This window comes from Enorma burkinafasonensis, from assembly GCF_902150035.1.
Taxonomy (GTDB): Bacteria; Actinomycetota; Coriobacteriia; order Coriobacteriales; family Coriobacteriaceae; genus Enorma; species Enorma burkinafasonensis.
In genome coordinates this window covers 20,452-33,410 of record NZ_LR597517.1, presented here as the reverse complement: position 1 = coordinate 33,410, position 12,959 = coordinate 20,452, and the positions used below count along the sequence as shown (strand labels likewise).

At 66.7% G+C, this 12,959-nt stretch carries 15 protein-coding genes; all 15 read left to right on the top strand.

Annotation, left to right across the window (positions count from 1 at the left end):
* Positions 1–292: 292 nt before the first annotated feature.
* The 15 genes from FS885_RS08315 to FS885_RS08245 all read left to right on the top strand — a co-directional run bounded on the left by FS885_RS08315 (position 293) and on the right by FS885_RS08245 (position 12,953).
* A complete protein-coding gene (locus FS885_RS08315) occupies positions 293–1,297 on the top strand; it encodes an SIS domain-containing protein (RefSeq protein WP_222419900.1) in 1,005 nt (334 codons plus the stop codon).
* A complete protein-coding gene (locus tag FS885_RS08310; protein WP_144744597.1) occupies positions 1,297–2,172 on the top strand; it encodes a PfkB family carbohydrate kinase in 876 nt (291 codons plus the stop codon). The genes FS885_RS08315 and FS885_RS08310 overlap by 1 nt, the downstream gene beginning before the upstream one ends.
* A gap of 1 nt (position 2,173) precedes the next feature.
* Complete coding sequence (locus FS885_RS08305) at positions 2,174–2,602, top strand: PTS sugar transporter subunit IIA (protein ID WP_186365831.1); 429 nt, start codon at positions 2,174–2,176, stop codon at positions 2,600–2,602.
* Positions 2,603–2,674: 72 nt separating this feature from the next.
* Positions 2,675–3,787, top strand: a complete 1,113-nt coding sequence (locus FS885_RS08300; protein ID WP_144744595.1) for an SIS domain-containing protein — start codon at positions 2,675–2,677, stop codon at positions 3,785–3,787.
* 130 nt (positions 3,788–3,917) lie between these two features.
* The gene (locus FS885_RS08295; RefSeq protein WP_186365830.1) at positions 3,918–4,979 is read left to right on the top strand and encodes an SIS domain-containing protein; all 1,062 of its coding nucleotides are present in this window, start codon (positions 3,918–3,920) and stop codon (positions 4,977–4,979) included.
* A gap of 95 nt (positions 4,980–5,074) precedes the next feature.
* Positions 5,075–6,196 (top strand): SIS domain-containing protein, encoded by a 1,122-nt coding sequence (locus FS885_RS08290; protein ID WP_186365829.1) that lies wholly within the window; start codon positions 5,075–5,077, stop codon positions 6,194–6,196.
* Between the two features lie 102 nt (positions 6,197–6,298).
* Positions 6,299–6,886 carry a hypothetical protein gene (locus FS885_RS08285; protein ID WP_144744592.1) on the top strand — a complete coding sequence of 196 codons (588 nt, stop codon included), beginning with the start codon at positions 6,299–6,301 and terminating at the stop codon, positions 6,884–6,886.
* An 18-nt stretch (positions 6,887–6,904) separates the two neighbouring features.
* Positions 6,905–7,567 (top strand): HAD family hydrolase, encoded by a 663-nt coding sequence (locus FS885_RS08280; protein WP_144744591.1) that lies wholly within the window; start codon positions 6,905–6,907, stop codon positions 7,565–7,567.
* A 201-nt stretch (positions 7,568–7,768) separates the two neighbouring features.
* A complete protein-coding gene (locus FS885_RS08275) occupies positions 7,769–8,575 on the top strand; it encodes a YebC/PmpR family DNA-binding transcriptional regulator (protein ID WP_144744590.1) in 807 nt (268 codons plus the stop codon).
* Between the two features lie 184 nt (positions 8,576–8,759).
* Positions 8,760–9,311, top strand: a complete 552-nt coding sequence (gene amaP, locus FS885_RS08270) for an alkaline shock response membrane anchor protein AmaP (RefSeq protein ID WP_144744589.1) — start codon at positions 8,760–8,762, stop codon at positions 9,309–9,311.
* Complete coding sequence (locus FS885_RS08265; RefSeq protein ID WP_144744588.1) at positions 9,298–9,687, top strand: DUF2273 domain-containing protein; 390 nt, start codon at positions 9,298–9,300, stop codon at positions 9,685–9,687. Before amaP ends, FS885_RS08265 begins: the two co-directional genes overlap by 14 nt.
* Before the next feature lie 69 nt (positions 9,688–9,756).
* Positions 9,757–10,317: an Asp23/Gls24 family envelope stress response protein gene (locus FS885_RS08260; RefSeq protein WP_144744587.1), complete on the top strand. Its 561-nt coding sequence runs from the start codon at positions 9,757–9,759 to the stop codon at positions 10,315–10,317.
* A gap of 278 nt (positions 10,318–10,595) precedes the next feature.
* Positions 10,596–11,345, top strand: a complete 750-nt coding sequence (locus FS885_RS08255; protein ID WP_144744586.1) for a methionine ABC transporter ATP-binding protein — start codon at positions 10,596–10,598, stop codon at positions 11,343–11,345.
* Entirely contained in the window at positions 11,338–12,024 is a 687-nt protein-coding gene (locus FS885_RS08250) for a methionine ABC transporter permease (protein WP_144744585.1), read from the top strand. Before FS885_RS08255 ends, FS885_RS08250 begins: the two co-directional genes overlap by 8 nt.
* A gap of 53 nt (positions 12,025–12,077) precedes the next feature.
* Complete coding sequence (locus FS885_RS08245) at positions 12,078–12,953, top strand: MetQ/NlpA family ABC transporter substrate-binding protein (protein ID WP_144744584.1); 876 nt, start codon at positions 12,078–12,080, stop codon at positions 12,951–12,953.
* Positions 12,954–12,959 lie beyond the last annotated feature (6 nt).

The window sequence follows — 12,959 nt, the reverse complement described above, 5'->3', positions numbered from 1 at the left end:
TCCGGACATGCCGTCCTCCGATCTCCCGGGGCCGGCCGATCCGGCCCTCAGGGTATCGGGTTCCCACATTCATCCGCACATGTGCGGATGAATGTGGGAGGTGTTCGGATAAAGTTGATAATCAAGGGACGTGAACGGACCGCTCGCGGTGAATGTATGACAACCTGTATTATGTTGTATGGTTGTCCTATAATGTCTTATACCGAGCGGTGGCGTCCGCTCAGCGCACGGCGCGGTGCCGTGCGCGACCAGATCGAAGCCGTGCGGGGGAGCGCGGCGGAGGGGAGACATCATGGATATGGTCACGTTCGATGAGGCGGCCCTGCTCGCCCAAGGGGATCGCATCTACAGCCATCGCACCGAGCTCGAGGGCATCGCCGACGCCATCTGCGAGAAGGGCTTCAAGAACATCCTGCTGTCCTCCTCCGGCGGATCGCAGGCCATGCTCGACCCATTCGCGACGTTCATCGACCAGATGAGCGACATCCCCGTGTTCTCGGTGCTCTCGGGCGTGCTCGTGCTCACCGGGCACAACCAGATCTCTGAGGACACCCTCGTCTTCATGTCGAGCAAGTCCGGCGACACGAAGGAGACCGTCGCGGCGGCCAAGTGGCTGCGCGAGCGCGGCGTCACCATCGTCTCGGTCGTGGGCAAGCCGGCCTCGCCGCTCGAGGAGCTGAGCGACTACACCTTCGTCTACGGCGACGGCCGCCCGCAGGAGTTCGTGCTCTACCTCATCATCGGCAAGATCCTCGCCAACAAGGGCTACTTCGACGCCTACGCGAAGTTCGCCGACGAGCTCGCCAACCTGCCCGCGGCGCTCGTCTCGGTACGCAAGCAGTTCGATGCGCGCGCCATCGAGTACTGCAAGGCCACGCATGACGACCCGTACAACATCTGGATCGCCTCCGGTGAGCTGTGGCCGGTCTGCTACGCTTACGCCATGTGCGTGCTCGAGGAGAGCCAGTGGATCCGCACCAAGTCCGTCTCGAGCCCCGACTTCTTCCATGGCACGCTCGAGCTCGTCGAGAAGGACACGAGCGTTACCCTGCTCGTGAGCGAAGGCGCGACCCGTGCGCTCGACCTGCGCGTGAAGAAGTTCATCGAGCAGTACTCCGACAAGCACTTCGTCATCGACATGGCCGACTTCGACCTGCCGGGCATCTCCGACGAGTTCCGTCCGCTTCTGGGGCCGGTCGTCGCCAACGCGGCGCTGCAGCGCATCTCCAAGAACATGGAGCACCTGACCGGCCATTCGCTCGACATCCGCCGCTACTACAGGACGGTCGAGTACTGATGAGGGTCCTGGGGCTCGGCGACAACGTCTTCGACGTCTACGAGAACATGGACCTGGCCTACCCGGGCGGCAACGCCGTCAACGTCGCCGTGAACGCCGCCCGCCTGGGGGCCGAGGCCGCCTATCTGGGGAACGTGGGCACCGATGCCAAGGGCGAGACCATGATGGACGTCCTCGTCCGCGAGGGCGTCGATGCCGCGCACTGCCCGCGTCCCGGGGCGAGCACGACCAAGTGCTGCATCGAGGACGTCATCGACGGTGAGCGGCACTGGAAGCGCAACGACCTGGGTGAAAACTGGGCGGGACCGCTCGCGCTCACGCCGGAGCTCGTGGAGTTTGCCGCCACGTTCGACGCGATCCTCACGAGCTGCAACGCCAAGATGCCCGAAGAGGTCGCCAAGCTCGCCGGGGTGCCGGGCATCGTGGTCTTCGACTTCGGCGAGAAGGACAAGTACCGCACGCCGGAGTACCTAGCGCAGGTGCTTCCCGCGGTCGATATCGCCCAGTTCTCGATGAGCGGGATGAGCCGCGACGAGGTGCTCGCCGAGATCGACCGGATGGGCATCGGCTGCGCCGTGCTCGCGACGCGCGGGGCGGACTCCCCGCTCTTCTGCGCCGGCGGCGCCGTCTACGAGGGCCTGCGCTCCGAGGGTTCCGCGGCGGACACCATGGGTGCGGGCGACGCCTTCATCACGGCGCTCGTCTTGGACCTCATCGCCTCCGGCTGGCATAAGGGCGCCGCCATCGCGGCGGGGCAGGTTGAGCACGCCCTTGCGGCGGCCGCCGCGCACGCCAAGGAGGCCTGCGCGCAGGCGGGCGGCTTCGGCCATGCGTTCGACATCGTAGACGGTTCGTTCCAGGAAAGGGATGAATGACATGATCGGATTGATCGTCACGGGACACGCGCACTTCGCGACGGGAGTGACCTCGGCGCTCGAGCTGCTCGCGGGCACGCTCCAAGACGTCAAGGTCATCGATTACGAGGGCACGCAGGCACCCGAGGAGCTCGAGGCGGCGATCGCCACCGCCGTCGACTCCTTCGCAGACGCCGCGGGCGTGCTCGTGTGCACGGACATCTTGGGCGGCTCGCCTTTCAAGGCCGCCGCGACCATCGCGACCGAGAACCCGCGCGTCCGCGTGGTGACCGGTACCAACCTGGCGCTGCTCATCTCGGCCTACTTCGCGCATGCCGGCGCGACCGATATCGACGAGCTCGCGGAGCAGGTGCTCGGCGAGGCGCATACCGGTGCGACCAAGTTCGAGCTCATACCGTTCACGGAATCCGACGAGGACGAGGAGCTCTAAGCGGGTCCGTGCGACCTAGCTTGTATTAGAATGTATTGCGGTACGTGTCCGCTTTCGTCTACAGGAGGAACCATGGCAGACGCAACCCCCACGATGCTCACCTATATCGAGGAGACCCCCGCCCAGCTCAAGCTCAACGTCGAGCGCGCCGAGGAGCTCACGGGCGAGCTGGTCGACCTCTACGCCAAGAAGAACTGCCACGCCATCTGGATCGTCGCGTGCGGCTCCAGCTCCAACGGCGCGCAGTGCGCCCGCTACTTCATGAGGAAGTACCTCAAGCGCGAGGTCAAGATCGTGACCCCGTCGACCTTCATCTACGGCGAGCACGACCTGCATGAGGACGACTTCGTCTTCGTCATCTCGCAGAGCGGCTGCTCCACCAACTCCATCGAGGCGCTCGACGAGCTCCGCAAGCTCGGCATCACCGCCATCGGCCTCACCGGCAACGTCGAGTCCGACTTCAAGGACCACGCGGACCTCGTCGTGGACTACGGCGTGGGCGTGGAGACCGTGGGCTACGTCACCAAGGGCGTGACCACCCTCGCGCAGTTCCTCATGCTCTTCGCCATCGAGGCCGGCGTGCGCACCGGCACCGTGACGGCCGAGGAGCGCGCCGCGCTGCTCGAGGAGATGGCCGACGCCCCGCGCCGCCACGAGATCATCCAGAAGGAGACCTGGGAGCTCTACAAGCGCCACAAGGCCGACTTCACCTCGATGACCGTCGTGAACCACTGCGGCTTCCTGCAGGGCTACGGCATCACCTGCGAGGGCGCGCTCAAGTTCGGCGAGACCATCCAGATCCCGAGCTTCGCCTACGAGGGTGAGGAGTGGATCCACGGGCCCAACCTGCAGCTCACGCCCAACTACACCGTCGTGTGCATCGACCACCTCACCGAGGGCTCCGACCGCCTGGTCGACATCTACCTCGCGGCGCGCACAGTGACCGACCACGCCTTCATCGTGACCAACTCCGACCGCGTCGACGACAACCATGCCATCCGCATGCCGTTCGACATCAAAGAGCCGCTCATGATGCCGCTCTACGTGCTGCCGTTCTACCAGATCATCGCCCACCAGGCGACGACCGACCTGCATCGCTGGGAGAAGCATCCGCTGTTCGAGGAGCGCTTCCGCGACGCGATCAGCACCAAGACGGACAAGATCGACCAGATCATGCCCAACTAGGGTCGAACCCAGGACCATGGCCAGGGCGCGCACCGTTCCGCCGCACGTCCCCGCCCTACCAGGGCGATACCGTATCGGGCGGGCGCGAAGACGCGTCCGCCCTTTTTGTGTCCGACGAAAGGAGAGCACCGTGCTCAATCTGGACACCACCAGCTCGCTCATGTGGAGCGAGATCCACGAGCAGGCCGACTGCATCGAGGCCTGCCTGCGCGAGAACCGCGCGAAGCTGCAGGAGGCGGCGAACCTCGTGCGCGAGCGCGGCATCAAGACCGTCGTCTTCGCCGCGCGCGGCAGCAGCGAGCACGCCGCCCAGGTGGGACGCTACGTGTTCGAGACCAAGACGGGGATGGTGTCGACCATCGCGCTTCCCTCGACGGTGACCTGCTACGGCGCCGGCCCCGACCTTTCCCACGCGCTCGTGGTGGGCATCAGCCAGTCCGGCGGCGCCCAGGACTGCTACGAGGTCATGCGCAAGTGCGTCGATGACGGCGGCGTGTGCGTCTCGATCACCAACGAGCCGGGCAGCATCATGGCCGGCATCGGCCACGTGCGCATGAACAACGCCTGCGGGCCCGAGCTCTCCATCACCGCGGCCAAGTCCTACATGACGCAGCTCGTGCTCGTGGTGGGGCTCGCGGCCTATATCTCGGGCGACGAGGAGCTGCTCGCCGCGCTCGACGATGCCGCCGACGTGGTCCGTGCCTCCTATGAGCTCGAGGACCAGGTGCGCGCGGTCATCCCCGCCTACCGCAACGGCTCGCACATGCTCGTCTTCGGGCGCGGCCTGCTCTACGGCCTGGCGACCGAGACCGAGCTCAAGATCCAGGAGACCAGCTACTTCGACGCCCGCTGCTATGCGGCGAGCGATTACCAGCACGGCCCCATCGCCACGACGCAGCGGTTCGTGCCCGCCCTCTTCTTCATCGCCGACCGGCAGACCAACGACAGTATCGTCGACCTGCTCGACCGGATGCATGAGGAGCGCAAGATCTTCGCGACGGTCGTCACCAACGACCCCGATATCGCTGGGAAGGGGGAGCAGCAGATCGTCATCCCCGCCGAGTTCGACGGGCTTCGCGCGGTGCTGTGCTGCGCGGTCATCTCCCAGATGTTCGCCTGCCTGCTCTCCCTCTCTCGAGGCTACGACCCGGACCACCCGGAGGGCGTGTCCAAGCATACGGTCACGGTCTAGTGCCGCACCGCCGGCCGTGCGGAGCCCGGCTAGGGGCACGCGCGGCCGGCATGAATCCCCTCGCAGGAATCCCTTCGCAGAACTTGGAGGTCCCCATGTCCAAGACGACCATGCGCGATTGCATCGAGATGACCCCGGCTGCGGTGCGCGGCCAGATCGAGCATGCCGATGAGCTCATCGGCGGGCTCTCGGCGGCCTTCGCCGCGCGTACGTGGCGCCGCCTGGTGCTCGTCGCCTCGGGGTCGAGCTACACGGCGTCGATGTGCGCCCGCCCGTATCTCGCCCAGACCCTCGGCATCCCCGTCGAGGTCGTGTTCCCGTTCACGTTCGCGCACTACGAGTCAAAGCTCACCGGCGCCGACGACTTCGTGCTCGTGGTCTCGCAGTCCGGCGCGAGCGTCAACTGCATCGATGCGCTCAAGGCGGTGGCCGCCGCCGGCGCCGTGCCGCGCCTACTGACCACCATCACGGACTGCGACTGCGCCCGCGTGTCCGACGAGGTCTACAACTGGGGCTGCGGCGAGGAGGCCGTGGGCTACGTGACCTTCGGTCCGATGTCGCTCGCCACCTACCTCATGCAGTTCGCCGCCCGTGTTGCCGAGCTCGGCGGCGCGGAGGGCACCCTCGCCGCGTGCGTCGCGGGCATCGAGCGCGCCATCGCCGCCCACGGCACGGTGCTCGAGCGCGCCGACGCCTTCATCGCCCGCGTCTACCAGCAGCTCATGCAGATGGACCGCGTCTACGTGCTCGGCTGCGGCAGCAACTACGGCACGGCGCTCGAGGGCGCGCTCAAGATCGGCGAGACGGTGAAGGTGCTCGCGGTCGCCTACGAGCAGGACGAGTTCCTGCACGGCCCGGCGCTCCAGCTGAGCCCGCGCTACACCGCCTTCGTCATCGACGGCGGCGACGAGACGACGGCGCACGCGCGCCGCGTGCACCAGGCGCTCTGCAAGGTGACGCCCAACGCCTACCTCGTGAAGCCCGAGGCGCTCTGCTCCGAGGAGGAGCTTGCCGACCCGCGCGTGGTGGCGCTGCCCATCGAGGGCGAGGAGCCCTTCACCTTCCTGTACTGCCTGCCCGTGTTCCAGACGGTCGCGTCCACGCTGTCGAGCGACCTTGACAGCCTGCCCTCGCATCCGCTGTACTACGAGATGAACAAGGTCATCGATTTCCGCACGGAGGAGTTCCGCGCGGAGCATCCGGCCGAGGAGGACTAGGGTCCCAGGCCGGCGCGGCAGGGGCGGCGCGCGTGCGCGTCGCCTCGCGCTGCCGGAGGTCGGGGCCGGTCGCGGCCGGGGCCGGAAGGATTAGGAGCGTCCATGTACGAAGCTGCCCGCAAACGCCAGAACATCATCGTGCTCGCCATCGTGCTCGCGCTGGCCGTGCTGCTGTTTTTGGGGTACAACCTGATCGTCGCCTACGCCGACGGCAGCATGATCGGGGTGGCGGGCATCTTCATCGCGCTCACCGGCATCTGCTACGTGGCCATCCGCGCCGTGGTGCGCCATACCGAGGCGGTCATGATCCACTCGATGGTCGCGGCGGGCAAGGTCGCCCTCGCGCGCGTCGAGCGCGTGACCCCGCTGCGCGATGTGCGCGACTTCTGCCTCGCCAAGCACCATCTGTTCACCTTCGACCTCACGGTGTTCACCGATGCGGGCGAGGAGCTCGCGTGCACCGTCGTGGAGGACATCGTCGAGGGCGTGGACCGGCCCGCGCCCGGCACGTTCTTCTACGTGACCTACGACGGCGACCCCGAGCACATAGGCATCGTGCCGACCATCAACATCTACGTCTCGCCGCAGCTCAAGGAGCGGGTGCGCGCCTGGGAGGAGCGCTGGCATCCGCGGTATCTGGAAGTGCTGCGCTCGAACGGCCTCATCTTCCGGCCGTTCGGCAAGAACTGATCAAGGGGGAAGGGGCGTATGCTCACCGACAAGAAGGCGATCATCTTCGACATGGACGGCGTGCTCGTAGACAGCGAGCGCGTCTACCAGGATGCCATCCGCACCTACTTCACGGCGCACGGGATCCCGGTCACCGACGAGGAGTACAACATCATCGCGGGCGCGTCCGGCCAGGACAGCCGCCGCATGTTCTCGGAGTGGTGGGAGCGCGCGACGGGCGAGAAGCGCTCCGGCCGCGAGATCGACCACGAGGTGTTCATCGAGATCGGCGGCGAGACCTTCGACTACGCGACGATCAGAAACCCCGGCGTGCCCGAGACACTCGCCGCCCTCAAGCAGCAGGGATGGCGGCTCGCGCTGGCCTCGTCCTCGCCGAAGGACAATATCGTGCAGGTGCTCGAGCAGTGCGGCATCAAGGACCGCTTCGAGCTTCTGGTGAGCGGCGAGGACTTCCATCAGAGCAAGCCCAACCCGGCTATCTACCTGCATGCCATCGACGAGCTCGGCCTGCCCGCCGAGGACTGCATCGCCGTGGAGGACTCCGACTACGGCATCACCGCGGCCAAGCGCGCCGGCCTCACCGTCATCGCCAAGCGCGAGGAGCGCTTCGCCTTCACGCAGGAGGGCGCCGACTTCATGGTGGACGAGATTCCGGGGATCCTGGACGTCCTCAAGGTGTAGGCGGCCCGCTCCCAGCTGCCGGCCCGCACCCGCCCGAGCGCCCGCCGGACGATGCGCGTGGTGCGTCTATGGTCCGCGACGCTGGGGCTTTATCGAAGATGCCGTTCGGTATATCATGGTACGGTTTACGGTCAGATGGGCCGGTGCGCACCCGCGGTGAAGCGCGGGGCGCGCGGCCAGAAGCGTATAGAAGGAGCTCGCATGTCCGGACATTCGAAATGGGCAACAACCAAGCACCGCAAGGGCGCTCAGGACGCCAAGCGTTCCGCCCTGTTCTCCAAGCTCTCCCGTAACATCACCGTTGCGGCGCGCCTGGGCAACGACCCCAACCCGGACAACAACGCCTCGCTCGCCGCGGCCGTCGCCAAGGCCAAGGCCCAGTCGATGCCCAAGGACAAGATCAAGTCCGCCATCGACAAGGCGTTCGGCGCCGGTGCCGATGCGGCCGTCTACGAGAACATCGTCTACGAGGGCTACGGTCCCGCCGGTGTCGCCGTGTACGTCGAGTGCCTGACCGACAACCGCAACCGCACCGCGGCCGACGTGCGCTCCGCCTTCAGCCATGCGGGCGGCAACCTCGGCACCTCCGGTTCCGTCGCGTTCCAGTTCGAGCGCAAGGGCCAGGTCGTGGTCGCCAAGGAGATCGTCGACCCCAACGACAAGAAGGAGAACCTGATGGCCAACGGCGCCGCAGGTGACGAGGAGGAGTTCATGATGGCCGTCGCCGAGGCCGGCGGCGACGACTACGAGGACGCCGGCGAGGAGTGGGTCGTGTGGACCAACCCCGGCGACCTCATGGCCGTCTCCAAGGGTCTCGAGGAGCAGGGCATCGAGGTCAAGGGCTCCGAGCTCACGATGGTCCCCACCACGCCGACGGCCGTCTCCGCCGCCGACGCCAAGAAGGTCCAGCGTCTCATCGACCGCCTCGAGGACCTCGACGACGTCCAGGACGTGTACCACACCATGGAGATGACCGACGAGGTCATCGCCGCGCTCGAGGAGGAGTAGCGCTATCGCGCCAAGCTCCCTATGGCGAACTTCTTGATGCCGGGCCGCGCACTCAGTTGCGGGCCCGGCTCGTTTTATAATCAGGGGAAGTCCGCCCATCTGATCGGCGCGAGCGCCCCTCGCGATTCCGCTTGCCGATACGGGTGCGGCGCGACGGGACCGCGGAAGGCATAAGGAGGGTTGCGTGCGCGTACTCAGGAAACTCTGCGCGTTTGTGTACCTGCTCGCCACGATCGTCGTCGTGGGGAGTATGGTGGCGTTGCGGTTCGGTACCGCGCGGATCCAGGACCGGTTGGGGTCGCTGCTCGATAGGCCCGCCGGCTCCATCGCGCTCGCCGTCTGCCTCGCGATCGTGGCGCTCGGCGTGCTCATCACGGTGATCCGCCTGTTTGCGGAGCGCCGCGAGCTCACGAGCGTGCATCCCGCCGGCAACCCCAACCTCGAGGTGCGCATCTCCGCGCTCTCGTCGGTGGCGCGCGCCGCCGCCGAGGAGCTCGACGTGCTGGTCGACCGCGTGCGCAGCCGCGTCACCGGCCGCGACGGGTCCCAGGTGCTCGTCACCCTCGAGCTCATCGCGTTCACCGAGGTCGGTCTCGCCGATCTGGGCGCGCGCGTGCAGGCGCACGTGACCGAGGCATGCGAGCGCATGCTCGGCGCCCCGGGCGTCACGGTGCGCATCCGCTTCCTTCCCAGCAAGACGACGGTTATCAAGGAGGATCGACGTGAGCAGGCGTAGCAAGGGCGCCTCGTCGCCCAAGTTTTCCATAGACCAGGAGGAGCCCACGCGTATCGATGAGGTTCATGACGAGGTCGTAGACGAGGACGCCGCGAAGAAGCACGCCCAGTTCCTCACGGCCGAGGACCTCGAGGGCGCCGTCGGCTTCGTGCGCGGGCTGGGGGCCGCTGCCTGGCACTATGCGGGCAAGCACCCCTACACGGTCTCCTATGGGTTCATCGGGCTGGTGCTCGCGGTGCTCATCCTGACCATCGGCCTGTGGAGCACCATCGTGATCGCGGTCTTCGTGGTCGTGGGAGCCATGGTCGGGCAGATCCGCGACGGCGAGAACGGCATCGTCAACTTCTTCAGGCGCCTCTTCAGCAACGGGCGCTGAGCGATAAGGGTACGTACGCCCCGCCGAGCGGGCGCCATCGCATGCGATGGGTGAGCGAAAGGGATCGCAATGATCAAGAACGATTCGATGGATGCCGTGTCCGAACTCGACGCCGTCGTGGAAGGTGCGGCCGAGCAGGCGGCGCCCGCGCAGGCAGCCGAGGACGCGCCCGCGGCTACCGAGGATGACATCGAGGGCGAGGACGATGAGGAGCTCGACTCCGAGGACTCGCTCACCTACGCGAACGGCGTCATCGAGAAGATCGTCGCCATGGCCACGCGCGAGGTGCCGCACGTGCTGGGCATGAAGGGCAACCTCGTCCACTTCTTCCAGGAGCAGCTCGGCGCCGAGAACCTCACCAAGGGCGTCACGATCGAGGTCACCGACGACAACCGCGTGATCATCAACATCTCGGTCATCATCGAGTACGGCTGCTATGCGCCCGATATCTTCGACGACGTGAAGGAGCGCGTGGTGGAGCGCCTCGACGCTATGACCGGCCTCGAGGTCGCCGGCATCAACCTGCGCATCGAGGATGTGCTCACGCGCGAGGAGTACGAGGCGAGCCGCAAGAAGCTCATCGACAACCTGAAGCCCGAGGACAAGGGCGACGAGGAGGCCGAGGAGTAGGTTTGCGGTGCATGCGGCGGCGGGTCTCGTCCTGCCGCCTCGCGTATTTCGAGCCTGTTTCCGCTTGCGCATCCGGATGCGCGCTGCTAGGCTAAACATATGATTTGCGCTGCCTCACATATCGCGATGATGATGGTCATGGAGATGCCCTCGCCCGGGCACTTTGCCATGCCGCTCGCAAGCAGCGCGCATGGGGAGACCGGGCGCCTCAACTAGGTCGTCTCCGGCGGGAGATGGCCCGCCTTCCTCAAGACCATATCCATCGAGCGGAGCTCCCCGTGATAGAAATCCAACACCTCACCAAGTCCTACGGTACCGCTGACTCGGCGCCGCGCGCCCTCGACGACGTCACCATCTCGATCGATGACGGCGACATCGTGGGCATCATCGGCATGAGCGGTGCCGGCAAGTCGACGCTCGTGCGCTGCATCAACCTGCTCGAGCGCCCCACGTCGGGCAAGGTAGTGGTCGACGGCCAGGACGTGACCGGGCTCTCGGGTGCGGCGCTTCGCAGCTACCGTCGCCGCGTGGCGATGATCTTCCAGAGCTTCGGCTTGCTTGCGCAGAAGACCGTGCTCGACAACGTCTGCTTCCCCTACAAGGCGGCGACGGGTCGCGTCACGGCGCAGAACCGCGAGCGCGCGCTCGAGCTGCTCGACATGGTCGGTCTTGCCGAGAAGGCAGCGTCGTATCCCTCCCAGCTCTCCGGCGGGCAGCAGCAGCGCGTGGCCATCGCCCGCGCGCTCGCGTGCGACCCCGAGTACATCCTCTGCGACGAGGCCACGAGCGCCCTCGACCCGGCGAGCACGAACGTCATCCTGAAGCTGCTGCGCGACATCAACCGCAAGACCGGCGTCACCATCATCGTGATCACCCACTCCATGGGCGTGGTCGAGAAGATCTGCCGCAACGTGGTCGTGCTCGAGCACGGGCGCGTCGTGGAGCAGGGGAGCGTGGACGAGGTGTTCGCGAACCCCACCTCCGAGGCCGCGCAGGTGCTGCTGGAAAGGGTTGATTGGGATGCCTAGCGACGTGACGCTCTTCATCGAGGAATACGGCGAGCTCCTTGGCCAGGGGCTGCTCGACACCCTCGTCATGCTCTTCATCTCGACGGCGATCGCCTACGTGATCGGCACGGCGCTCGGCGTCATCCTCTACCTTACCGCGCCGGGGTCGCTGAGGCCCATGGGCGCGCTCAACGCGGTGCTCGGCTGGGTCGTGAACATCGGCCGCTCGCTGCCGTTCATCATCCTGCTCATCTCGCTCATGCCCATGACCGAGGCGATCGTGGGCACCACCTCGGGCGTGCGCGGCGTCATCCCGCCGCTCGTGGTGTCCATCGCGCCGTTCGTGGCGCGCATGATCGAGCAGTCGCTCGCCGAGGTCCCGCGCGAGTCGGTCGAGGCCGCCGAGGCCTGCGGCGCGAGCACGCCGCGCATCGTGTTCTCGGCGCTTCTGCCCGAGGCGCTGCCCTCCATCGTCCGCGGCGTCTCGATCACGCTCATCGCCGCGCTCGGCTACACGGCCATCGCCGGCGCCGTGGGCGCGGGCGGCCTGGGCGACATCGCCATCCGCTACGGCTACTATCGCTACGAGGACCAGATGATGGTCGTCACCGTTGTGCTGCTCATCATCCTGGTGCAGATCATACAGAGCGCGTGCGACGTGATCGCCCGCAGGATCGACCACCGCACGCTCGGCAACTAGGCGGCACGCTCCCCGCGCGCCGCGCCATCCCAAAATCTGAGAAGGAGACCACCATGAACCTCAAGAACATCTACCTCTCCCGTCGCTCCCTCGTCGCCGGCCTCTCCGGCATCGCCGCCGCATCGGCCCTTGCCGCCTGCGGCTCCGATGATGCCGCCTCCGGGTCCGCCGCCGGTTCCGCCGCTGCCGATGAGACCGTCACCCTCACCGTCGGCGCGAGCCCCTCGCCGCACGCGGTGATCCTCGAGGACTATGCCGCGCCGCTTCTGGCCGAGCAGGGCATCGAGCTCGAGGTCGAGCAGTACACCGACTACATCCAGCCCAACAAGGACACCTCGAACGGCACGATCGACGCCAACTACTTCCAGCACATCCAGTACCTCACCGACTACAACGAGGAGAACGGGACCGACCTGGTGAACGTCGGCGCCATCCACTTCGAGCCGATGGCCGTGTTCGCGGGCCGCTCGACCGATATCGAAAATATCGCCGACGGTGCCACGATCGCCGTGCCGAACGACCCCACCAACGAGGGCCGCGCCCTGCTGCTCCTGCAGGACCTGGGCCTCATCACCCTCGACGAGGGCGCCGGCGTGACGGCGACCCCCAACGACATCGCCGTAAACCCGCACAACCTCGAGTTCTCCGAGCAGGAGGCCGCGGCGCTGCCGCGCACGAAGGACGACGTGGACTTCGCCGTCATCAACGGCAACTACGCCATCGACGCCGGGCTCTCGCTCGACGACGCGGTGGCCATGGAGGACGCCGAGTCCACGGCCATCCGCGAGGACTACGCGAACGTCATCGTGACTACGCCCGCGCTCGAGGCCGACGAGCGCATCGCCGCGCTCGTGGCCATGCTCCAGACCGAGGACTTCAAGGCCTACCTCGAGGAGACCTTCGGCGGCTCCGCGCAGCCGGCGTTCTAGCGACGG